This is a genomic window from Pseudofrankia sp. DC12, assembly GCF_000966285.1.
Taxonomy (GTDB): Bacteria; Actinomycetota; Actinomycetes; order Frankiales; family Frankiaceae; genus Pseudofrankia.
On the sequence record NZ_KQ031391.1, the window covers coordinates 2,512,390 to 2,535,085 of the forward strand.

Sequence of the window (22,696 nt, forward strand, 5' to 3'; positions counted from 1 at the left end):
TCCAGGTCAGGGGCCGTCCCAGGACGGTGGGGTCGGTGCGGCGGCCGGGCTTTCGGAGCTGGGGGCGGGCGGAGATGGGTCGTGCAGGTGTGATCCCAGGACGTCGCCGGGTGCGTGAATGACGGCGAGGACCGCGGTGATCTCCAGCGGCTGCTGGCGGGACGGCAGCCAGCGGCGGCGCGTGAGGAGTTCCGTCAGCCGGTCGGCGCCGAGGCGCAGCGCGGCCTCGTAGTCGGCGGCGCGCACGGCGAGGTGGCCGTAAACCGGGTCGTGGACGGCGACCGTGGCGGGCGGTTTGTCGACCGGTCGCGCTGGTGAGGGCAAGTCGCCGTGGGCCGGCTCGGGGCCGGGGCGGTCCGGGTTGCCGGTCGCGGGCGGTGCTGTTCGGACGGCCGGTGGCCGAGCGGCGGCCTTCGGGTTGAGTCCGAGCGCCTGGATGTCGACGGGGTGAGCGCCGCGGGTCGGATCGGGGGTGGTGTTCGCCTGCGCGGGTGGGATGTTCGGGTGTGGAGCGCCGCTGTCAGTGGTGGTCGCCTGGTCGTGGGTGCTGGTGAGGAGCTCGCCCGATCGCAGGGGCAGCGCGGCGGCGCGGCGGGCGTCGAGGAGGTCGGCGACGCTGGGCCAGGCGGACGGGCGCAGGGGCACGACGGCGTCGGCGGCGAGCATCACGGGGTGGAGGGGTGCGTCGTGGGGCTGGATTTCGTAGGTGAGTTCGCCGCGGTGGTTGGCGTGGGCGCGCAGGACGGTGCCGGTGGCGAAGCGAGGGTCCTCGATGGTGGCGATGACGGCGCCGGTCGCGAGGATCGGCGACGGGCCGTGCTGCCCGTCGGATGCGGTGGTGGTGAGGGTGGGGATGAGGTGCAGGCGGGGGGTTTCGAGGGTCCAGGTCGGGTGGTGTTGCCACGGGTGGCCGGGGAGGTCGGCGGTGTCGGGGCGCCATAGATAGCGGCGGCGGCCGTCGGTGCCGGTCCGGCTGCCGAGCACGGTTCCGGCGACAGCCGGGGCGGCGGTGAGGCGGACGCGGGTGCCGGGTGGGTAGGGGTGTTCCGCGAAGGTGGCCGCCGCGATGAGAGTGTCGCGGTGGCGGGTGAGGAAGTCGTGTTGACGGCGGGTGCGGGTGGCCGCGGCGCGGTGCAGGATGGCGGGGGTGTGGAGGACGGCGCGGATCAGTTCGTCGCCGCTGAGGGCGCCTTCGGTGCGGCCGAGGATGTCCGGGCCGGCGTAGACGACGCCGTCACGGTCGCGAATCCGCCACAGCGTGAGCGCTCCAATCGTTGTCACATTTGGGGGCAGGTCGAGGATCTCGGCGTGCAGGTCGCCGTGGCACCACTGATGTGCGGGGCGGTCGTCGGCTCGTAGCCGGCCGTAGCTGATCCCCGGCCCGTCATCGACGCGTACCCGGCTAGCCCGCCAGGGCCGCCCCGGCGGCGCGCTGATGACGTCGTCGCCGAGCTGTGGGGTTGGGGGCGGCGCGCTCGTCGCGTCCTGGCGGCCGGGCGACTGCGCTGTGGGCCGTCCGGTGGGCGTCGTGTCGGGTCCGTACCGGTCGAGTCGAGGGTCGCGGGGGTTCGGGTGGGCTGGGAGGGTGAGCAGGAGTCGCTGCACGCGCAGTGGGATCGGCCAGCCGCAGGCCTCCTCCAGTCGCCACAGCGTCGCTCGGCGCGCCCACCACAGCACCTGGCGCGGCCCGGTCTGGTCGCCTTCCCGTGTCGCCGTGAGTTCGGCGACGAAACCGCGGCCCGAGCCGTCCGGTTCGGCGGTCGGGTAGAGCCGCCACGACCCGGCTGGAACCTCGACCACGACGATGCTTCTGCCGGCCTCGATCGAGGTTTGGCCCTTGGCGCTGGTTGGGGGATTGTCGCCCGGTGTGGCCTCGTCGTCCGGTGGGCTGGTCATGGGCGCCGGTACCGGGAGCTGAGTCGACCTGCCAGTGACTCGGGACCTGTGGGGTCGCGGTTCGGACATGCCGTCGGGGTCGCCCGGGGCGGGGCTGGTTCCGGGTCGGGGTCGCCGCCCGGGGTGGGCTCGTCGGCGTGCGGCCCGCCGGCTGTGGGACGCTTCGCCGGGCTGAGGCCCGCGCGGTGTCGCAGATCAGCGAGCCGCCGGGCGCGGCGGTCGGCGGCGTTGGCTAGGCCGCGGGTGGTGAGGCGGTGCCGGGTCGGAAGTAGGACCCAGCTGGTGACGGTTTCGCGGCACAGGTAGGTGCGCCGGCCGTCGCGGACCGCGACGACTCCGGTCTCGGCGAGCTGGCGGATGAGGGCGGGCGCGGCCGGGTCGCCGCGGTGCTGGGCGTCCAGCGCGCGGCAGGCGAGCGTTGCCCTCTCGTCGCGGCCGGACAACGCGACGATCGAAGGGTGGCTGAGGGCGCTCAGGTCCCAGGCGGGAGCAGGCAGGTCTGTTGCGGGTGGCGGGCTGGCGGGGTTGGTGCGCGTGGACATGGCTCCTACCTGGCGGGATCAGGGACCGGAAAGGTCGAGGTCATCAGGTGGGGCGGTGGGCGCGGCCGGGGCGGTCGTGGGGCCGTCGTGCTCGTCGGCCGTCATCGACGGGGGTGGGGCACTGTCCACCGGGTGGCCAGGCGCATCGCCGCCAGCGCCTGGGCGTGGACCTGATCCAGCGGCCGTGTCGACCGAGACGGCGCTGTCCTGGGGCGTGGCCGGGGCGGCTGGCGCCGTGCCGACGGGCTGCTGCGGGCCGGGCACGTCGTCGGCAGGGCTGAGGGGATCGGCGGCCGCGGCGGGGTCTGGGGGGTCGGGCTGCTCGGGTTGGTCGGTGATGTCGGTGAGATCGCTGGCTGGGTCGACGGCGTCGCGGTGGGCGGTCGGCCGGGTCAAGATGTCGGGCAGCTGGTGGGGTAGATCGCGGGCGGCGAGCGCGGCGAGGGTGACCTGGGCGGTGTCGGCGGCCAGGGCGGGGTGGTGGTGTCGCAGCAGCTGGTGCAGGTCAGTGGTGGGCAGGGCCATGGCGGCGAGGAGTTGGTCAGCGGGGACGGCGAGCCAGCCGTGGGCCGGGTCGCCGACGGTCGCGGTCGGGCCGTCGATGGACAGGGAGACGGCGGCGGGTGGTTGGCCGGGGTGGACGGGGAGCTGGCCGCCGGTGGGTGGTGCCGGTGGGCGCAGGCGGCGCAGGAGGCCTTGTTGGGCGGCGCTGTGGGCGGCGGTTGCGTTGTCGAAAGGGCCGTGCAGGACGAGGGCGTCGCGTTCGATCGCGTGCAGGTAGCCGAACCAGGTCCCGAGGAACACGGTCCGTACCGGAGGGGTGGATGCGGCGACCGCCTGGCGGCGGACGAAACCGCGCAGCCCGCTGTCGGCGGCGGCGGGTGTGACCTGGCGGTAGGCGGTCAGCGCGATCGTGTCGCCGAGGTCGGTGACCGGCGGGACGAGGAAGCCACGGCCGTCGGGACCGCGCTGCCAGCCGCGGCGGGCCCAGCCGTCGGGGCTCGCGGGTTCGGGCCAGAAGGTGTTGATCATCAGCTGTGCGCCGCGGGGTGCGGCGACGGGCGGGTCGAGCAGGATGCCGGCGGGGTGCAGCCGGCAGGAGAACAACCCCGCGCCGTCCGCCGTCGCCGGCCATGGAGGCGTGGGTGCCACGGGGCGCGCCGTGGAGTTCGGGACGCGCGGCGACGACGGGGGCGGCGGGTCGGTCACGGCAGCCCCCAGTCCGTCGGATCTGGGCCGGGTGGGGGGCCGTCGCGGGCGGCCGGGCCGTCGGCGCCGGCTGGTGGGGCGCTGGCGGTGAGGGTCTGGAGGCCGTCGGGGGCGTGCAGGGCGGCCAGCGCCGCGGCGACGATCCGGGGATGCGGTCCGGCGGGTAGCCAGGGCCGGCGCGCGAGCAGGGCGGCGACCTGGTCCGGGTCGGCATGCAGCGCGGCGATCAGACGGGTTTGCGGGACGGTGATCGGGCCGTGGGTGGGGTCGTTGAGCCGGAACAAGCCGCCAGCGGCGGACAGGGTGGCCAGCGGTCGCGTGTCGGCGGCCGGTACGGGGAGCTCGACGGGGGTTGCCCGCCCGTCGGGGTCCAGCGCGGTGCCGGCGTCGGCGAGCGGGTAGCGGGTGTGCAGGCGGGGGCCGTGTGGGCTGTCGGTGACGATCCCGCAGTCGCGCAGCGCGGTGAGGACCTCGAAGGGGCGGATCGGCAGGTCGCCGGCGGCGCGGGCCAGCAGCAGGTCGTCCAGGCTGGCCCAGGCGGTGCCGGCCTGGCCGGCGACCTCGTGGGCGGCGATGTCGATCGGCCCACCGCCGCTGTCGTGGGGCTGGATCTCGTAGCGCGGGGTCGGGCCGTCGCCGGCGTAGGCGCGCAGGACCGTCGCGACGCTGAACCGCGGGTCGTCGATCGCGGTGACCTGGGCGCCGGTTGCCAGGAACGCGGGTTGGCCGTCGGGGTTGGTGGTGCGCAGGTCGGGGGTGTCGAGGGTCGCTGTGACTTGATCGCGGGGTGTTTCCAGCGTCCAGCCGGGGTGGTCGCGCCAGGGGTGGCCGGGCAGGTCGGCGACGTCAGGCCGCCACCGGTAGAGCAAGGCGCCGGCCGGGGCGGCGGCGATCGTCACAACCGTGCCGGTCACCGGGCGGGCGACACCCGGCTCGGCGACGGTGACCCGGGTGCCCCGCAGGTAGGGGTGATGGGCCGGGCGGGCGGCGGTGGCCAGTGTCGTGCCGTGCGCGGCAAACAGGTGCCGTTGGCGGTCGGTCAGCCGATCGTCGGCGGCGGTAGGCCGGGCGAGGATGGTGGCGAGGACGGCGCGCACGGCTTCTGTGGAGTCGGGCCGCTGGCCGTGGGCCCAGGGTGCGTCGTCGCCGGCGAACAGCACCTTCCCCTGCTGGGTGAGCCGGTAGGCCAGCCTCGGGCGCCCGCCCGTGGGGACGGGCGACCACGCCAGGTCGACGACGTCGACGTGCAGGTCGGCGTGCGACCAGCGCCGCGCGGGCGGGCTGTCATGGATCAGCCGGCCGTACGTCGCGGGTGTCCGTCCGGCCAGCAGGACGAGGCTCCCCCGCCAGGGCCGATACTGCGCCTGGTCAATCGCGTCCGGCGGCGGGGCCGGCGCCGGTTCGCCGGGCGTCACCGGTCTGGTTGCGCCGGTCAGCAGCGCGTCGTGACCGGCGGGCGGCAGCGCCCAGCCGAGCCGTTCCTCCAGCTGCCAGACCGACGATGCCTCGGCGGTGAGGATCGGGGGCAGGGCCGGACCCGGTTCGCCGCTGACCAGTTCCGCGACGAGCCAAGGCCGGATGTGGCCGGGTCTGTTCTCGGATCGCAACCGCCACCAGCCGGCCCGAACCTGCACACAGACCGGGAACCGTGCCGCGTCCGCCCACAGCCTGCTTGTGGTTGGTGGCGGGTCGCCGGGTCCGGCGGGCGTGTCTCCGGGGGTGCCGCCCACGGTCATCGCGATCATCGAGCGCCTCCTCGGGGCACGGTCACAGGCCGGGGTCGAACGGCGGATGGTTCTCCGGCGGTATGGCGGGCGCGCCGGCCGGGTTCGGCTGTGGCGGCGCGGGGCTGTCAGGGCCGGCCGTCCGCGGGCTGTTCGGGGCGGTGCCAGGCGTCGGTGCAGGGGTGAGGAGGCCGCGGTCGTCGGCGGCGTGTTGGGCGGCCAGGGCGGCGACGACGAACAGCGGCCGGCCTTCGCCGGTCGGTAGCCAGGGGCGGCGGGCCAGCATCGCGGTCAGCTCGGCGCCGGGACAACGCATCGCCGTGTGGAACGCGGTCGCGCTCACGACCAGGCGGCCGTGTGTCGGGTCATCGACCTGGATCACGTCGCCGTCCTGCCGCAACGTCGGGGTGTGCCGGCCGGACGCGGTCGGGGAGGGGCCGGCGGTTCGGTGCAGGCCGGCCGGGACCGGGGTGGGCGTGGCGTCGTCGGTCGGGTCAGGCGCTGCTCGCGCCATCGCGATCCCCGCGGGAGCCTTGATGAGGTGGGTCTCGCCGTCGACGACGGCGGCCATCGCCCACTCATGGCGGGTGGCGAGTACCTCACCATCGAGGACGGGGAGGTCGGCGGCCGTCCGCGCGGCGAGCAGGTCATCCAGGGTTGGCCAGGCCGCGGCGCGCAGTGGCACGACGGTGAGCGCGTCGAGCACGATCGGGGGCAGCGCGGCATCCAGCGGCTGGATTTCGTAGGCCAGGTCCGGGCCCGCGTCGAGCAACGCGCGCAGGACAGTGCCGGTGGCGAAGCGGGGATCGTCGAGCGGGGTGACCAGCGCGCCAGTCGCTTGGATGACCGCGCCACGCGGCCCGTCGACGCCGGTGTCGGGGGTGGCGAGGGTGGCCTGTGCGTCGTGGTTTGCGGCGCGCAGTGCCCAGGTGGGGTGGTGCTGCCAGGGATGTCCGGCCAGGTCGGCGATGTCGGGTCGCCACAGGTAGTCGGGGCCGGTCGGGCCGTCAACAACAGCGAGAACCGTGCCGGTGGCGGTGCGGGTGGGGTCGCCGTCGTGGACGGCAATGCGGGTGCCACGCGGGTAGGGATGATCGGGCGGGTCGAGCGCGGCGGCAGCCAGCAGGTGGCTGTGTCGGTGCAGGAAGCCATGCTGGCGGCCGGTCAGGCTGTCGTCAGCGACAGCACGTAGCGCCAGATGTCGAGCGACGGTGTGGATCGCGTCGTCGCTGCGCACCGACTCCGGGGTGGGCAGGCCGGTCACCACGCCAGTGAGGACCACGGTCGGCGGCCGGCCGGGGACGGTGGTCTCCGACATCCGGTAGAGCACGGCCGCACCGTCGTCGCTCTGCAGGCCGAACAGGTCGAGCTCGACCGGGCCGGGCCGCCATCGGCGGGCCGTGGGTTCGGCGTGGATCAGGGAGCCGTAGCTGACCGGCGGCTCGTCGGGGACGCGGACCTCGCTGGCGCGCTCCGGCCGGTAGGAGGATACGCCGACGGCCTCCTCGATCGGCGGATACCGACCGCCACCATCGCCGGGCGGGGAAGGGACGGCGCGCAACGCGGCGTCGTTGAGCATGTCCTGCACACCGATCGGAACCGCCCAACCCAGCGCTTCCTCCAAGGTCGCCAGATCAGGTCGGGTCGCGGCCCACAGCGGCCGGCCGCCCCGGTCGGTGAGCTCTGCGGTGAACCGGAACCCGTCGTCGCCCTCCGAGGCGCCGCGCAGGGTCCAGCGGCCCGCCGCGACGTCGATCTCGACGCCGTCGGCGGCCGTTCCACGCTGGTCGGTGCGCCTGGTCGTGGCTGCGCGCCCGGGCGGTGGCTGGCTCATCGGGGCCTCCTTGCGGTGGGGCCGGCGCTGTGCTCGGTCGCTGCGGGCTGGGCGGGTCGGTCACGGCGCAGGGCGGCGAGGATGTCGGCGGTGTACACGCGGTAGGCCCGGCCGTGGCGGTGCACCGGGACCGGAAAGGTCCCGGCGCGGGCGAGGGTGTAGGCGAGGGTCCGGCCGATGTTCAACGCCCGGCCGGCGGTCGGAAGGTCGACCGATGCCGGCAGCTGCTCGATCTCGGCGAGCGTCAGCGGCGTACGCATAGCCACTCCTGGCGGCTGGGGCGGGTCAAAGCGGCGTTCACGGCAGGACACCGCCCAGGTCGGGGCCGGGTTCGGGAAGATCCGGCACCCAGCCGCCGCCGGCGGCGGCTGGCCAAGCGGGCTGCAGCGCGGCGCGGTCCGGCGGGTCGGCGAAGCTGGTGTCGGGCACCCAGCCGGTGGCCGCCGGTTGGGTGCCGGGCGGCCGGTGAATGTCGGGAAGCCGGTCGGGAGCGCGGATGGCCGTCAGCGCCGCGAGCGTCACCTGGGCGGTCCCCGCGGGCAGTGGGCCGAGAGAGGGGCGCAGCAGCGTCCGCAGCTGGTCGGCGGGAATCGCCATCGCCGCGAGCAGCCGCACCGTCGGGACGGTCATCCAGCCATGCGCCGGGTCGCCGACGGTCGCGCTGGGCCCGCCGATCGTCACGGTGACCGACGCGGGCGGCCGAGCCCGCCCCGCCAGGCGCCGTGCTGGGCCCGGGTCTGGGCTAGGGGGCTGATGGCGCTGGCTGACCAGCGCCTGCTGGGCCGCGCCGTGCGCGGCCAGCACACCCTCGAACGGTCCGCGCAGCACCACCGCGCCCGGCTCGACCGCATGCACATAGCCACACCAGGTCGCCGCCACCACCAGCACGCCGGCGTCCGGCCCGTCTGGCGAGGCGGACAGGGAGGGCTCGTCGCTGGATGCGGGATAGACAGAGGCCTGCTCGACGGCGACCGCGACCAGGTCACCGAGCGCTGTCCCCGCTGGCAGCCCGAAGCCGACCGGGCCCGGCCGCCACGCCCGCCGCGACCAGCCCCCATCGGCACGGGTGTCCGCGCGGACCGTCGCGACCCGCGCCCAACCGCCGACCGGCACCTGAACCGGCAGGTCCACCACCAGATCGCCGCCAGACAGGCGGCAGGACACCAGACCAGGCCGGCCCGGCGGCCACGGCGGCACCTCCAGGCGGCTGAGGCGCAACGCCCGGCCCGCCACCTCCGCCGCGGCGGGCGGCGGCCCCACGGGCGGCCCGCCTGGCACGGTCTTCCCGCCACTCACCGCGACCGCCTACCGGACCTACCTGAGACCGGCGAGGCCGGCGCTCGAAGCCGAGCCGGCGGCGCGAACGAGCCGGACCCGGCCCCGCGCAGGCCTGCGGTCGCCCGGCTCCACCAGCCGACCCGCGGCGGCTCGCCGCTGGCCAGGCGCCGCAGGCCCGGGTCCCGGAACCAGTACCGGCCGCGCAGATGGGCAGGCGGCAGGGTGCGATGGACCAGCAGCGCCTCCCCCGGCGCGACCTGGCGCAGCAGCGGCGCCGGCAGCAGCTCCAGACGCGTCGGCGCCTCCGACGTCCCGGCGCGGCCACCGCCAGGGCTGCTGTCCGCCGACACGCTGCGCGCGGCGACATGCTCCTGGCCGAGCAGCGACGCCGCGTAGTCCAGCGACGAGCGGTCGGACAGGCCGGAAAAGAACACCTTCGTCGGCGCGTTCGACACCACGATGTCGGCCTTCGGCCCGTAGGCCGCGTCGATTTGGGCCTTCGACTGGTAAAGCAGCAGCAGGACGACACCCATCCCCGCGCAGGTCGAGATCCGCGCCGGCAGGGAGCGCATCGGCCAGTTCCCCGCCTCGTCGATCACCACCAGCAGCGGCGGGTCCAACGGTTTCCCGGTGCGTCCGACGCGGGCGTAGACGTCGCGCAGCAGCTCGTCGACCAACCCGCCGAGTACTGGCGCGAGCCGTTCCGCGTCATCCAGGTCCGCGCACAGGTACAGGCTGTTCGCCCGAGCCGGCGCGGGCAGGGCCACCGCCAGACCAGACCGGCCCCGCCGAGCCGGGCGCCGGCGTGGCTCGGCGCGCTCCCGTGTGGCTCGTGGCGGCCCGCCCTCGGCGTCTGTTCCTGGCTCGTGCCACCGGCTCGCGGGCCAGGCCACGCGGCTCGCGCCACCAGCCGGCTCGGGCGAGCCAGCCTGGTGGTCGGCTCGGCGTGCAGCCGCCGGCCCCGCGCTCGCTGCGCCGTCGGGCAAGCCGGCCGACGAGCCGTACGCAGACGAGCCGGTCGTCCACGTGCCACTCCCCCGGCCCGAGCCCGCGGCATTCCAAGCCACGCCGCCGGGCTCCTGGCCGGCCGGCTCGGGGCCACTGGAGCCGGCCGGGCCGTCCGTCCGAGCGCCGCGATCGGCCTCGGTGAACGTGGCCTCACCGTGAGGGCCAGGGTCCGCCCGCGGGTAAGCAGAAAGGTCCGGAATCCATCCGCTGGCCGCACTCGGCTCGGCCTGCGTCACGTCGTACGGCGACAGGTCGGGAAGCCACTCGCCGCTCGGCCCCGCACCGACCGGATCGACCCCCGCCGCGGCCGGGGTGCTGCCCAGCAGCCAGTCGAGGTCGACCGACACCCCGCCAGAGGCGCTCGCCTGAACAGCGGGTTCCTGCCAGGGCCGGATCATCTGGCGGGCCACCAGGTACAGCGAGGACAGCTGTCGGCTGTCCGCCCGCCACACCGCCTGCAGCGCCGCGTCGACCTGCCGTCCCTCCGCCGCGACCGCCGGTTCAAGGTGCGTCGCGTACACGCCGGACAGGGCGAGAACGGTGTCCTTGTCCTGCGTGGTCACCCAGGCCACGACGCTGTCCATGCCCAGGCCCGAGCGGGCGGCCAGCCAGAACAGCAGACCGACGAGGTCCTCCCCCGCGGACGCCCAGAACGCCATGTCCCCCGAGCCGGCCGCGTTCCAGTCCGTCGAGGCCGCGACCGACCGCGCCGCCCGCCGCGCCCCGGCCAGCCGGCCCGACACCGCCAGCGGCGACCACACCGCGCCCTCGTCCCGGCCGGTCGCGCCAGCAGGGTCGAACACCCGCACCTCACCGACCGCCTGGCGGCGGGCCTCGGTGGCGCCCAGCAGGTCCGTCTTCACCGACACCGCGACCAGCGGCCCCTGCCACTCGAGAATCGCCGGGACCGCGAGCGCCGCCGTCTTCCCGCACCGGGTCGGGCCCAACGCCAGCACCGCGCCCCGGTCCGACTGCAGCCGGCGGGCGCCACGACGCAGCACCCACGGCACCGCGGCGTCCAACGGCCGGGCGGCGTCCTCCGTCGCGACCAGCCGCGACCGTCCGCCCGCCCGCACCGTGCCCAACACGAGCCGGCCCGGCCGCGGGCCGGCGACCAGCAGCGGCGCAAGGTCCCGCAGCCGCGCGAACCGCGCCTCCGGGTCCAGACCCATCCGCCGCCGCCGCGCCACCCCCACCCGCCGGCCCGTCACCGCCAGCAGCACCCCGACGGCCGCGACCGCGAACGCCAGCGGCGGCACCGTCGCCGCCCAATAGCCCACCGCCCCTGGCAGCCCGCCAGCGGCCGCCGCCGGCCAGGCGTCCCGCGGCCGCGACGGATGCGCCACCAGCCCCGGCAACGCCAGCGCCGCGTCGCGCACCCCGACCGGCAGCAGACGATGCCCACCGAAGACCAGCGCGCCCAGCTGCGCGCCCACCCACACCGCGACCGCCGACGCCCCGGTCGCCACGGCGCCCGCCAGCACCAGGCCCTCGACGCTCAGCGCGCTGGCGGGCTGCGACGGGCCGGCCATCACGCCACCGCGGGCAGCAACGCGACCCGCATCGCGCCGACCGCGGCGTCGCGCCGCGCCCGGACCGCCCGTTCGGACACGCCCGCCCGCGCGGCGACCTCCCGCTGCGAAAGGCCGACGATCCCCAGCTCGGCCAGCACCCGCAGCCGCTCCACCGGAACCCCCGCCGCCCGGCCGTCGAGCAGCACCGCGAACAGCTCCGCTCCCCGGCTCGAAGCCGCAGGCACCGCCCCACCGGTCGCGACCTGCCCGGCCGCGGCCGACATCGCCACGCGCCGGTCACCAGCGCCCTGGCCGTCCGTCCGGACCGCGCCGCGGCGCTGAGGGGCGAGGCCGCCCGGGACCGTCCGCGCCTGCACCACCGGCACGTAGCCGAACACCAGACCGACCGTGTCCCGGACCAGGTTCGCGGCCACCTTCACCGGCCGCCGCTCCAGCGGATAGCAACGGATCACGATCCACGCCGCGCCGACCAGCTCGGCGAACACATCCCCGAACGACACACCGCCGTTCCCGCAGCGCCGGCGTGCCTGGCCGGTCAACGCCGGCGCGAGCCGCTCCAACACCACCCGCGACGCCGCCAGATCCCCCACCCGCGCCCGACCCACCAGCGCGGCCAGCACCCGGTCCGCAGCGGCGACCGGGAACGCCGTGTCCCGGCCGCACGCCGCCAGCAGCGTGCTGACCGACGCGGCATGAGGGGCGAGCGTCGAGTCGTGCGACCAGCACTCCAGACCGGCGGCGGCCTCAGCCGAGTCCGCCCACCGCTCCCACTCGCTCTGCCAACGCCGCAGCACCACCGTGCGCGGCACGAACCTGTCCGGACCGGGGCACGGCCCGCTCTGCGTCTCCATGGAACCGCACGGTCCAGGCCAGCGACACCAGCACCGACACGGCGAACGTCACCAGCACCGACCTCGCCGAACGCCGGTCACCCGCGACGTCACCGTTGCCTTCACACCTGGGGGCGGCCCCCGGGGGCGCCGAACACAGGCCGCGCACGGGGAGCCACACCGCGACGGTCACCGTCGCAGGTCAGCGGTCCGTGAGGCCCGCTGCGCAAGGGAGCATCGCGCGCCCAACGGACGGAGTTCGAGAGACCCAGCACGTGATCAGGCGCGGCATCGGCACGCGCGGCGTCTGACGAACGGCCCGCGCGACCATGTCCACGACGACACCCAACGGCACCCCGCCCACACCCTCACGCCGCTGCGTTACACAGCGGTCGCCGAGGCCCTGACCGAGCGCGGGAGCTCAGCGGACAGGTCCCGGACAGCGGACAGGTGCGCCCAGTCCCGGCGGGCTATAAGGTGACGGTGAATACCCGCCGCGCGGCTCACGGTCAGGCCGTCACCGCTGGCCCGCGCCGTGCCGATGGCGTCGCGCAGTGCCGCGGCCGCCTGTTCCGGATCGGGATTCTCACGGCGGAGAAACGCGCGGGCCAGCGCGAGCTGGCTGCCAGCGATCTGGACGTAACGGCCGCCGCCCGCGAGCAGGGTGAGCGAGGAACGCGCATGCACCTCGGATTCCTCCCCGCGTCCGAGGTACCCGAGGGTTACCGCGCTGAAGGCCTCATAGGTCTCCTCGTCGCCAGGTTCGGCACCGGGAAGCTGCCCCCCGGTCCACAGGTGTTCACGCATGGTCCTCAGCGCGTCGAGGGCTCCTTCGGCGTCGCCAGTCTGGGCGAGTGCACGCGCCAGTGCGCTGGCCAGCGTGGGCACGACGTACGGATGGGCACCAGGCTGGGCCTTGCAGGCGATGGTCGCAGCGGCGGTGAACTCGCCGGCGAAAAACGCAACCGCTGACCGGAGGACCGCGACCGAGCCGGCCAGCAGGCTGTCACCCGCCGCGTCAGCATGCTGGCCCGCGAGGACCAGAAACGTCAACGCCGTCCGGTCCTCACCCAGGTCGAACGCCAGATGCCCCCGGTAGAACGCCCACTGGCCGGCGACGAGCTCGAGATCGGTGCGCGTCCGGCCGGCAACGCGGGTGTCCAGGAGGGCTTCGGCCGTCATCCAGCCCTGCTCGACCGGTGCGACCAGCTCGGCATGGGGGGTGACGGCGTAACGGGCCGCGAGCTGATGGATGTCCTGCTGGAGCTGGGCGAGCGTCAGCGGGTCAGGGGCGGCTGCGGCGATGGCGCGGGAAATCCGGACGGCCTGGTCAATCGGCCCGAGCGCGGTGGTCGTCGTGAACAGCAGGCCGGTGGTCAGAAGGTCGCGGCGGTCCACGGCACTCACCTCCTCGTCGAGGGGGACCTTCCCATCGTCACCCCCACCACCAGCTGAGATCAGCCCGTCCGGATGACTCGCCGCGTCCGCCTCGTGTCCGCCCGGGGGCGCAAGGAGGGCTGCCACGTCGGTGTCGAACATCGCCTCCAGGACACGGCAGGACGCCGGCTGCGGGAGCGCCGCCAGTCGCCCGGCGGTCCAGCGGGTGGCCTGCCGGTGGCTGATCACGTGGTCTCGGCGGTCGGGGCCGGAGCGGCGGCCGGCTCGGTTGAACTGGCGGACGAACTCCTCGACCGTCCAGTGCTTCTCGGCGAGCCGCTGGGCGAGCAGGGTCCGGGCGATCGGGACCGAGGACACGGGGCGCCTCCTAGAGGCAGGTGGAACCGGACATCCCGCATGATCCGGACCTGTCTGCCCGCTGTCACGGCACTGCCGCCCTGGCGTGGCGCACCACCTCGGGACGTCCGTGACGTCTTCCAAACGGCGTCACCTGTCACCGCCAGAGTCACGCCGACGAGCCGCGGCGTCACGTCACCGTGAAGGCACCGGCCTGTCCACAGGACGTCGCCGACAAGGCACTGGGAACGGCTAGGCCTGCCCGGCGATCGTGACCGCGACCCCCAGCAGGGCGTCCCGCGACCCGGGCCTTCCGGGACGTCGCGCAGCGCCAGGATCGGAGAACCCCCATGCCAACAATGATCGATATCGACGGCGGCCCCGACGGGATGATCGCCGTCAAGCTGGCGTCGTTCACGCTGCCAGCCGTCGACGGGGTGCTGCTGCCGGCCATGAACTCCGGCCGGTTTCCCGACCTGCCCGAGTTCGTGGACGCCAGAGGCACCCCGGAAGCCACCGCGCGGACACTCGCTCAGAGCCTGCGGCCTCGCCTGCTGGTGCTATGCCCACAGCTGGCCTCGCCGGCCCAGACCCGGCTCGCCTTCGCGGTCGCCGAGGTGCTCGCCAAACGCCGTCGAGCAAATCCAGCGCCGGTCGTGACCTGCGGGACACGGCCACGCTGCGCCTGGTTCTCCGAACCAACTACCTTTAGTAATTTTCAGCTACCACTTGTCGCTGGCTGTGCGGTTGATCGCCTGGATGAGGTTCTGGCGGTTGGTGTCGTCGAGGCTGGTGACGGCGTCGCCGAGGCGGACGGTGGCCTGGTCGGCGAGGCTGGCGGCGAGGCGGAGCATGTGGCGTTCGCCGGTGGAGCAGGGTAGGGCGCCGGCGTCGAGGGCGCTGATGGCGGCGGGCCAGTCGACGATGGCGAGTTGCTCCGTCGGGTCGAGGACGTTTTGGATGGTGACGACGAAATCGGTGAAGTCCGCGCGGTCGAGCCAGTGGGCGTGGGTAATGAGCATGTCGACGGCGGCGGCCTCGGTCAGGAGGCCACGGGCGCCGGCGCGCAGCATCTCCGACAGCGGAGCGAGGTTCATGAGGGCTTTCCTCCGAGGCCGGGAGTGACGGTGCCGGCGGCGACGTCGCGGAAGGCGGGTATGCCGAGGTTGGCACCGCCGGCGCGGCGGGCGGCGGCGAGTTCGAGTTGGGCGAGCTTGTTGTTGGTGGCGGCGAGGCTGACCTTGAGACCCTCGACCTCGCCGGCCCAGCCCTGGGCCTGGGCCTCGGTGATGCGGGCGAGCAGGTTGTCGCGGATCTCGACGAGGCGGTGGCGCTGGGCGGGGTCGACGCGCAGCATCGGGCAGCGGATGCAGCTGTGCTCGTGAATGCAACTGGTGCCGTAGGCGCGGCCGCAGTCGCCGAGTTCGAGGCGGCGGCGCTCGAAGTGGCCGAGGAACTCGTCCCATTCCTGGTCGGTCGGGGTGCGGTACTCGAGCGAGGGGCGCGTCTCGCGGCGGCGGGCGATGAAGGCGCGGTGGCCGTTGATGGCTTCCTCGGGGTAGACGGCCTTGTAGCCCATCGTGGTGTTGATGTCCTTGTGTCCCAGGATCAGCTGGCAGATATGCGGCGGCATCCCGTTCATGATCGCGTCAGTGGCGAAGATCCTTCGGAGATCGTGGGGGGCGAACCGCAGCGGTTCGCCCCCGGCGTCGGTCAGGCCGGTGCCGGCTAGCACATCATTGATCCATTCGCGGATGGTGGCGATGGAGATCGGACGTGGGTCGGCGCCGACGCGCCACTGGAACAGCGTGGGCATGGGCGATTGCCAGTCGCGCTGGTGGGGGTCGTAGGCCTCGACGAGCGGGACGGTGCCGTTGGTGCCGCGGACGCGGTGGATGAGGGCGGCGAGCACGTCGGCGAGTTCGGGCGAGACGACGAGCAGCCGCTCGATGTCGGCTTTGGACGGGGCGATGTGCAGCAGGGGGACCAGTTCCCCGGTGCCCGGGACCCGGTACTGGACCAGGCTGTGGTGGGACAGCTCGGTCAGTTCCTCGATGCGGATGCCGGTGGCGCGCAGGACCTCGATGGCGGCCCAGGTGAAGAACGCCTTGTCGTTCCCGCCGGTCAGGTCGCGGCGGCGGCGGGTGGCGCCCGGGTCCGTGGCCCAGACCCGGGACGACGCCTTGGCCTTGGAGCGGCGCAAGGTGATCTCACCGGCGGTGAACAGCGCGCCGGGCTCGGCCGCCGACGCCGCGGCGAGCAGCGCCTGGGCGCCTGCCAGCCGGCGGGCCGCGGTGGCGGTCAGGGTCGGCAGGGCAGGGAGCCGCTCGCGGGTGCGCTGGTCCATCCGTGACTTGACGCGCTGTCTCTCCTTCGCCACCGCCCGCTGGTCGATGCGGACCGGGCAGGGCACGGCCCAGGGGACCCAGCGGGGGTCCTCGAGCGCCCACTGGGCGATGTCCGCGTAGAACGCACGCACCACGACCAGGGTGGCCGTGGCGGAGAGCCGGGCGGTCGTGGCCGGCGCAGCCCCGTCGCCGGGCGCGGGCAGTGGCCTGGTCGTCAGCCGTTGCTGCCAGGCCGCGGCGACATCGGGCGGCAGGTGCAGCGAGTCGAGGCCGGGGTTGTGGGTCTCCAGATCCTTCCAGAACAGCTTGCCGAGGTGGTTGGCGATCTGCCGCAGCGTGTTGTAATCCAGGCCGGGGCGGCGTTCCTCGAGGTAGCCAGCCAGCAGATCGCGGACCGGCTGACAAGCCAGCGCGTACTGGTCGATCAGCTCGGCGGATGAGAGCTGCCCGTGGTAGCGGGGGTTGAGCATGCGCAGCGTCGTCGGCGCCCCGGCAGGGAAGAGCCCCATCCCGTGGAGGACCTGGTAGAAGCTGGTCCCTCTGTTGCTGCGCCCCACGGCCGGGTTGCAGACCGCGGGGCGGGTCTCGATCAGCTCGAGACAGTCCCCGACCGTGATGTCGGCGACGACGCCGCCTTTGGCCACGACCAGGAACGCGACCGACTGGACCACGTTGGCCTGCCCGATCTGGGCAAGGCCGCTGGCGGCCGCGCGCGCCCGCAGTTCCGCGAACCCCGCGGGGTCGCGCAGCCGGGGGATATCCAGGCCCCACGCGAACGTCACCGAGCACGACAGCAGCCAGGAAAGGCCCGGCCGCAGCGCGTCACCGTAGATCATCTGGCTGACGCCGGCGGTGAGGCTGGGCTCAAGTTCGTCCGGGGCCATCGTGCCCCGGCCGGTCTCGATGAGCCACCGCGCGGCATCCGGCCGCCAGGCCAGGTGCCCGTCCTCGGCGGCGGGGCTGGCCTCCCAGCGCTGCTGCCAGGTCCCGCCCGGGAACTGCGACAACCAGTCCAGGAACTTCTCCAGCCCCCGTCGGCGTCTGTAGCGCGACGACCGGTTGCCGACCACCGTGAACGGCGGCGCGAGCAGCAGATCCATCAGGTCCTCGCGGGCCAGCGCGGTGGTCTCCCACCCGGCTGCCACCGACCGCGGCGGGAACCGGCCGAGCAGATCCGCGGAGCCCCCCCGCCGTGCCCCGGCCGGGGCCAGAACGGGCCGGGTGTCCTGGCCGATGCTCACCATGCCCGGCCGCCGAACAGCACCTCAAGGCTCTCAGGCCGGTAGCCCCCCGTTCCGGGCGGCGGAGGTAGCGGCCCCTGCGCCCGGCGGCGATGGTGCGCCAGCACCCCTTCGACCACGTCTTCCGCCGTCGGGTTCACGTAGATCTGCGTGGTCGTCAGGTGCGCGTGGCCGAGAACCCACTGCACGTCGGTCAGCGGCATCAGCGGGTCCCGGGCCATCCGGTAGGACGCCGTGTGCCGAAGATGATGCAAGGTCCAGTTCGCGCCCAGCAGGCCATTCGCCCGGCCGAACATCGCCCGCGCCGCGTCGTATCCCAGCGGGCGCACCGGCGCACGCCGCGTCCACCACACCGGGTCATCCGGCCCGGCCGGCACCAGGCCCGCGGTCCGGGCCTGATAGAGCCGCAGCCACACGAACGCATCCGTCGACGCCGGCAGCGGCTGGACCGCCCGGCTGCCCTTGCGCACCACCCGCACCGTCTGGCACCCCGGATCCGCATCCGCGACCGTCAGGCCGAGCAGCTCCGAAGCGCGCGCCCCGGTCGACACCCAGAACGCCAGCAGCGCCCGGTCCCGGTCCGAACGCAGCCGGGCGAACAACTCGTCGAACATCCCGTCCGGGATCTGCTTGGGCACCCGCCGCGCCCCCCGCGGCCGGTAGAGCCCCGCCCGCTCCCGGCCGAACGGCTCCATCGGGTTGTGATGCGCGTGCGCCCGCCGGCCGGGCCGGGCCAGCGGGAACGGGTTCACGACCGGCCCGGAGCCGGCGTGCAGGTGGTAGTCATAGAACTCCCGCGCCACCGTCTCGGTGTGCGCCACAGTCGACGCCGCGTACTTCACCCCGGGCGAACGCCGGCCCGTGACCGCGTTCGCCGTCCCCGGAGCCACCGCCCCCGGCGCGGGGACGGCGCCAGTCCGCCAGTGTGGCCGCCGCGGCTTATCCGCGACCTGCAGCCAGCGCACGAAGTCCCGGGCCTCGATCCGTGTGGCCTGCGCCCAGGGCACCTCCAGCGCCCAGACGAACCGGAACCAGCGCAGCAGGTCCCTCCCGTAGGACTCCTGCGTGCCCTCCGCCCGGCCCCGCCCCTGCAACTCCCGCAGGAACTCCGTGACCGCGCCGACCCGCTCGCCAGCTGCGTCCACCAACTCGAACGGGTCGAACAGCGAGCCCGTCGCCCGCAACGCCCCCACCAGCGGGACCTGTAACCCGGCCAGGTCCCCGCCGCCCTCAACTGATCCATCCATGAGGGGCGACCGTAGGGCACAACCCGGATATTTGTCGCATCAGGAGATCAGCGATCTCCGCTAGTTCGGTTAACCAGGGCAGGACGGCGCCGTCATCATTCCCCACCTCATCACAGTCGTCGCCGGCCCCGCCGTGCAGCAACGAGTCGTGTGGGAGCTCACCGACCCCCACCACGCCCTTACCTGGCCCGGTCCCAGCCACCTGTTCGCCGGCTGGCCGGGGCCGCCCGTCTGACCCATCAAGGGGCGGGGACGGGCCGCCCACCACCCGCGCCGACCGACCAGATGACTAATCGCCGGCCCACCCCGCAAGCCATATGCCATGCCCATCGCGGGTCAGGCACGGCCCGACGTAGGCCACCCGCCCCAACCGCTGCCGAAGTCCTATCGGTCAATGCCACCGACGGTCTGGAGCCGTCGCCTACCGGGCGACCCGCAGTCGCCGGCACGGAACCGCCCCCGTCGCCGTCGCCGTCGAGATTCGATCTCTCAAGGAGACCTCGAATGACCACACCCGCCCAGGTCTACGCCGTCGTCAGCCTCCCTGACCCCGAACTCACCGCTGCCAGCGAAGCCGGTAACGCCGTGGTGTACGTCGCGTTCGAGTCACCCCACGCCGCCGAGGCCTTCGCGCGTCGCAACAACCTGGTTCGCCATCTCGTCAGCCCGCTCGTCTTCGACATCCCACCGGCAGCGGAACTGGTGAACCCGCTCGCAGCCGAGCCTGCCGGCCCGCCCCGGTCACGCCAGGGGCGAGCCCCTGATCCGACCGTGACCGGTGGGCGGACGGCGTCGTCGCCAACCGTCGGCCAGGGCACAGGCACGGCCGCGCCGCCCATGATGACGGAGCCCTGGCATGGCGATCAGTGACACTGGCGCTGAGATGCGCCGCCCCGCGGCGGCGGAGTCTAGGTGCGGGCGACGGTGGCATAGCAGCTGACCTGGGCGTCGCGGGTGGTCCTGCGACTTGGGCGGGTGCCCGGGGGTTGCCAGCGGTGGCAGGAGGTCAGCCCGGTGCCGAGGAGGTCCAGGCCGGCGGTGAAGCGGGCGATCTCGTCGCGGCTGCGGGGTTGGATGGTGAGGCCGGCGTCCTGCCAGGTCGTGGCGAGGGCAGCGACCTGGTCGGGGGCTGCGTCGGCGGTGAGGTGGCTGAGGATCAGCGCGCTGCCCGCCGGGAGCGCGGCGCGCAGCTCGGCGACGATCGCGTGCGGGTCGTCGGCGTCGGGAAGCAGGTGCAGGATGCCGGTGAGGCTGAGGGCTATGGGCTGGTCGGGGTAGCAGAAAGCCTCGTCCTCGATACGGCGCACGAGGGGCCAGGGGTCGCGCAGGTCGGCGTCGAGGTACTCGATCCGCTGGGTCGCGCGGCCTTTCAGCAGCGCGCGGGCGTGCAGGAGGACTCGTAGGTCGTTGTCGACGTAGATCACCCGCGTGTCCGGGGTGATGTCCTGGATGACCTCGTGCAGAGGCGGGCGGTCCGGGAAGCCGATCCCCACGTCGAGGAACGTTCGGAACCCGAGTTGGGCGATGTAGGCGACGGCCCGGCGGGCGAAGGCACGGTTCTCCCGGACGCTGGCCCGCAGGCTCGGGAACACCGCGAGGGCCTGTTCCCCAGCGACCCGGTCGACGGTGAGGAGGTCCTTGCCGTCCAGGAGGTAGTCGCAGATCCCGGCAGAGGTGACCTGATCGAGGCTGACGTCCCAGGGGCGTTCCGGGACCGGTCGGCGCGGCAGACCGTCGATCGGGCCAGGGACGAGACGTGCCGGTGGCATGACGTGCGCTCCAAGACAGTGCGGGAAGAGTGGAACGGTCGGGTTGCTGCTACGCCCGTGAGATGCCTCGCGGCTTCGCGGAAGCCCGATGGGCGCGGCAGCCGGTGGCCGGAGTCAGGGCGTTGTGGGCGCCGGGGCTCGCCGCCGCCGACGGGTGCGTGGCGGCCGGGTGCGCCACCAGTCCCCCAGAGCTGCCACCCCGACCGCGACGCCCAGCGCCTCACCGCCCGGGGTACCGACCTGGGCACTGGCGACCGCGAGCAGCAGACCGCTGACCGCCGCACAGCCGGCCCAGCGGTGCCGCACGGATCGCGGGCCACGGGCCGCCGCGACCCGCCAGGCAGCGACGATCACACCGTGGCTGGATCCCACGGCGAGGGCGAGGACGGTCGTCACCGGACACCACCCCCACCGGTTCCGGCCGCTTCGCGACTGAGCGCCTGCGTGTCTGTCCGATCCGCGCACGGCAGATCAGACCGGTGGCCCGAGTCGGTCGCGCTGCTCACGGGCGCCGGGCCGACCGGCGCTTGCCCGGCGGGGTGGGGCCAGTCGTCGAGCGCTCGTAGGCGCGCGCAGACCCGGGTGATGACCGCCGGGTCGGTGCTGTAGCCCGTGTAGACGGTCAGGGGCATCAGCGGCTCGTCCACGGGTTGTGGCCGCCGGGTCGGCATCGGCGGCTCATCGGCACCGCCACGCGGGACCGGCAGCAGCCGGCCGGGGAACTGCGCCAACACGGCGACGCCGCCCGACGGCGTCCGGTACCACGACCATCGGCTACACAGCGCCTCGACCATCAGCAGACCACGGCCGGTCTCGCTGTCCGGGTCGGGACGGGTCACGGACGGAACAGTGCTGTCGTCGCGGTTCCAGACCTCGATGGTGACCATGCAGCCCGTCACAGACAGCCGGACCGCCACGAACTCATCCCCAGGCCCACTTGCGCGCACAGCGTTCGTGGCCAACTCGGCCACGACAATCTCCGCGAGCTCGACGGCTTCCGGGTCCAGGGACCAGCCGGTGAGGGTCGCCACGGTGCTCGCGCGTATCCGCGGAATGGCTTCGGTGGTCGGGGGGAACTGGGCCGCCGCGATCGGGGCGACCGGCACGGCCGAGGCCAGGGTGCCGCTCACGCGGACGGAAGCTCGTCGAGGCGCACCGCCCGAAACGGCCAGCCACCGCCCCCAGCCGCGGCAGCCAACCGCCAGACGCCAACCCAGGACGGCGGGCGCGGCCGGGGAATCGCCAGGGCGAGCAACGCCGCGGAAAGGCTGTCGGCGATCTCCGCGGCCAGCGCCTCGCGGGCGCGGCGGCGGTCCTCGTCCACGGCCTCCGACCCGGCTGCGCTGTCGTGGGTCTCGTCCGCGGACGGCTCACCATAGAAGCCAAGCCCCTGGTCCCAGACCCGCACCCGGATCACCCCGGGCACCACCGCCAGCAGGCCACGGGCGACATCAACAGCTGCCACGCCACGGTCATCGGACACCGGCGCCTCGATCTCACCGCCGCTCGCGTGATCCAGTTTCACGATCACAGGTCGCTCCTCCCATTCGGTTGCTGGTCGGGTTGGTGCCCGCCGGGTTTCACTGGCCGTAGGCGTCGTGCGCGGCGAGAGCGAGGACAGCCTGCACGGTCGAGGACAACCCGAGGCGCGCCCACTGCGCCCGCACGACAGCCGCCAACACGTCGATCAGCCCACGCGACAGCAGCCCGGCAGCGTCCATCGCCGCGAACTGGCCCCCCGCGGCCACGCAGGCATCCGCCCAGGGCCCGACGGCAGCCGCCTTGCGCACGTTCGGGTTAGTAAGGACCTCGTGCAGCTTCGCGGCCAGCATCCGGGCGCCCGCAGGCTCGACCGCCTCGTTGTGACGTCCCAGGGCGATTGCCTGCGCGTAGACGCCACCGCGGGCCACGAAGCTCAGGCCCGCCGCGGCCAGCAGCACGTCCACCACGAGGATCGACAGATCGCGGCGTTCCAGCGGCAGACTGGAACGCGCGTAGGCCAGGATGCCGTGGCTCTCGGCGACGAACAGCTGGTAGGCGATCGCCAGACCAGCCGGCCCGCCGTACGGCCGCATGTCCGGGTCGTGGACCAGCGGCTGCGTCGCCGCGACAGGCCGCCCTCTGCCCAGGTCATGCAGGAACACGCCGAGCACGGCCGGGTCCGGATGACGCAGGTACACCCGCCAGTCACTCTCCCGGCGGGTGAACCACCAGTCGACCGGCATCGGCCCGACGCACAACGTGTCCAACAGCGGGCCGACCACGGTGGCCATCGTCTTCTCCGCGCGCCGCTGATCGGCGAAAGCCAACCGGGTCGTGTACCAGCGGTCCGTCGACCGTGTCACCGCCGCCGTCCCCGCCGCGTGATACGTCGTGAGCGCGGCCTCGAGCTGGTCGGCGGGCAGGCCGTAGCTGGCCGCGATCGCGGATACCTCGCCGCCGGCGAGCGCGGCGTGAACGGCCTCGACGAGTTGTTCCGGCGACGCGTCAGGCAAACGTTG

Annotated in this window: 19 protein-coding genes; 1 reads left to right on the top strand and 18 read right to left on the bottom strand. The window is 74.1% G+C overall.

Going from position 1 to position 22,696, the window contains the following annotated elements; translation table 11 throughout:
• Positions 1 to 6 precede the first annotated feature (6 nt).
• From FRADC12_RS10075 to FRADC12_RS10140, 13 genes are all read right to left on the bottom strand, one after another.
• A complete protein-coding gene (locus FRADC12_RS10075; protein ID WP_045876461.1) occupies positions 7 to 1,896 on the bottom strand; it encodes a hypothetical protein in 1,890 nt (629 codons plus the stop codon).
• On the bottom strand, positions 1,893 to 2,438 hold the full coding sequence (locus FRADC12_RS10080) for a hypothetical protein (protein ID WP_157488773.1): 546 nt from the start codon (positions 2,436 to 2,438) through the stop codon (positions 1,893 to 1,895). The genes FRADC12_RS10075 and FRADC12_RS10080 overlap by 4 nt, the downstream gene beginning before the upstream one ends.
• Before the next feature lie 18 nt (positions 2,439 to 2,456).
• Complete coding sequence (locus FRADC12_RS10085; protein ID WP_157488774.1) at positions 2,457 to 3,590, bottom strand: hypothetical protein; 1,134 nt, start codon at positions 3,588 to 3,590, stop codon at positions 2,457 to 2,459.
• 53 nt (positions 3,591 to 3,643) lie between these two features.
• Positions 3,644 to 5,392 (bottom strand): hypothetical protein, encoded by a 1,749-nt coding sequence (locus FRADC12_RS10090; protein WP_045876463.1) that lies wholly within the window; start codon positions 5,390 to 5,392, stop codon positions 3,644 to 3,646.
• 22 nt (positions 5,393 to 5,414) lie between these two features.
• Positions 5,415 to 7,205 carry a hypothetical protein gene (locus FRADC12_RS28245; RefSeq protein WP_052710798.1) on the bottom strand — a complete coding sequence of 597 codons (1,791 nt, stop codon included), beginning with the start codon at positions 7,203 to 7,205 and terminating at the stop codon, positions 5,415 to 5,417.
• Complete coding sequence (locus FRADC12_RS10100; protein WP_045876464.1) at positions 7,202 to 7,465, bottom strand: hypothetical protein; 264 nt, start codon at positions 7,463 to 7,465, stop codon at positions 7,202 to 7,204. Before FRADC12_RS10100 ends, FRADC12_RS28245 begins: the two co-directional genes overlap by 4 nt.
• Before the next feature lie 37 nt (positions 7,466 to 7,502).
• Positions 7,503 to 8,501 (bottom strand): hypothetical protein, encoded by a 999-nt coding sequence (locus FRADC12_RS28250; protein ID WP_157488775.1) that lies wholly within the window; start codon positions 8,499 to 8,501, stop codon positions 7,503 to 7,505.
• Positions 8,498 to 11,023, bottom strand: coding sequence for a TraG/TraD/VirD4 family protein (locus FRADC12_RS33005; protein WP_232303713.1), 2,526 nt, complete (start codon positions 11,021 to 11,023; stop codon positions 8,498 to 8,500). Before FRADC12_RS33005 ends, FRADC12_RS28250 begins: the two co-directional genes overlap by 4 nt.
• On the bottom strand, positions 11,023 to 11,877 hold the full coding sequence (locus tag FRADC12_RS10120) for a hypothetical protein (RefSeq protein ID WP_045876465.1): 855 nt from the start codon (positions 11,875 to 11,877) through the stop codon (positions 11,023 to 11,025). The genes FRADC12_RS33005 and FRADC12_RS10120 overlap by 1 nt, the downstream gene beginning before the upstream one ends.
• A gap of 360 nt (positions 11,878 to 12,237) precedes the next feature.
• Positions 12,238 to 13,611 (bottom strand): NsdA family TPR-like regulatory protein, encoded by a 1,374-nt coding sequence (locus FRADC12_RS10125; RefSeq protein ID WP_084010566.1) that lies wholly within the window; start codon positions 13,609 to 13,611, stop codon positions 12,238 to 12,240.
• 701 nt (positions 13,612 to 14,312) lie between these two features.
• Positions 14,313 to 14,687: a hypothetical protein gene (locus FRADC12_RS10130; RefSeq protein ID WP_052710801.1), complete on the bottom strand. Its 375-nt coding sequence runs from the start codon at positions 14,685 to 14,687 to the stop codon at positions 14,313 to 14,315.
• The gene (locus tag FRADC12_RS10135) at positions 14,684 to 17,182 is read right to left on the bottom strand and encodes a tyrosine-type recombinase/integrase (RefSeq protein ID WP_084010567.1); all 2,499 of its coding nucleotides are present in this window, start codon (positions 17,180 to 17,182) and stop codon (positions 14,684 to 14,686) included. The genes FRADC12_RS10130 and FRADC12_RS10135 overlap by 4 nt, the downstream gene beginning before the upstream one ends.
• Positions 17,176 to 18,426, bottom strand: coding sequence for a tyrosine-type recombinase/integrase (locus FRADC12_RS10140; RefSeq protein WP_045876466.1), 1,251 nt, complete (start codon positions 18,424 to 18,426; stop codon positions 17,176 to 17,178). Before FRADC12_RS10140 ends, FRADC12_RS10135 begins: the two co-directional genes overlap by 7 nt.
• A 504-nt stretch (positions 18,427 to 18,930) precedes the next feature.
• Between FRADC12_RS10140 and FRADC12_RS10145 the strand changes: the two genes are divergently transcribed.
• Positions 18,931 to 19,296: a hypothetical protein gene (locus tag FRADC12_RS10145; protein ID WP_045876467.1), complete on the top strand. Its 366-nt coding sequence runs from the start codon at positions 18,931 to 18,933 to the stop codon at positions 19,294 to 19,296.
• Between the two features lie 38 nt (positions 19,297 to 19,334).
• Here FRADC12_RS10145 and FRADC12_RS10150 read toward each other — a convergent pair whose 3' ends face one another.
• The 5 genes from FRADC12_RS10150 to FRADC12_RS10170 all read right to left on the bottom strand — a co-directional run bounded on the left by FRADC12_RS10150 (position 19,335) and on the right by FRADC12_RS10170 (position 22,690).
• Positions 19,335 to 20,195 (bottom strand): SAM-dependent methyltransferase, encoded by an 861-nt coding sequence (locus FRADC12_RS10150; protein WP_052710802.1) that lies wholly within the window; start codon positions 20,193 to 20,195, stop codon positions 19,335 to 19,337.
• Positions 20,196 to 20,309: 114 nt separating this feature from the next.
• Positions 20,310 to 20,591 (bottom strand): hypothetical protein, encoded by a 282-nt coding sequence (locus FRADC12_RS10155; protein ID WP_045876468.1) that lies wholly within the window; start codon positions 20,589 to 20,591, stop codon positions 20,310 to 20,312.
• Entirely contained in the window at positions 20,588 to 21,325 is a 738-nt protein-coding gene (locus tag FRADC12_RS28255; protein WP_052710803.1) for an ATP-binding protein, read from the bottom strand. Before FRADC12_RS28255 ends, FRADC12_RS10155 begins: the two co-directional genes overlap by 4 nt.
• Positions 21,322 to 21,726, bottom strand: a complete 405-nt coding sequence (locus FRADC12_RS10165) for a hypothetical protein (protein WP_045876469.1) — start codon at positions 21,724 to 21,726, stop codon at positions 21,322 to 21,324. Before FRADC12_RS10165 ends, FRADC12_RS28255 begins: the two co-directional genes overlap by 4 nt.
• Before the next feature lie 49 nt (positions 21,727 to 21,775).
• A complete protein-coding gene (locus tag FRADC12_RS10170; RefSeq protein ID WP_045876470.1) occupies positions 21,776 to 22,690 on the bottom strand; it encodes a thiopeptide-type bacteriocin biosynthesis protein in 915 nt (304 codons plus the stop codon).
• Positions 22,691 to 22,696 lie beyond the last annotated feature (6 nt).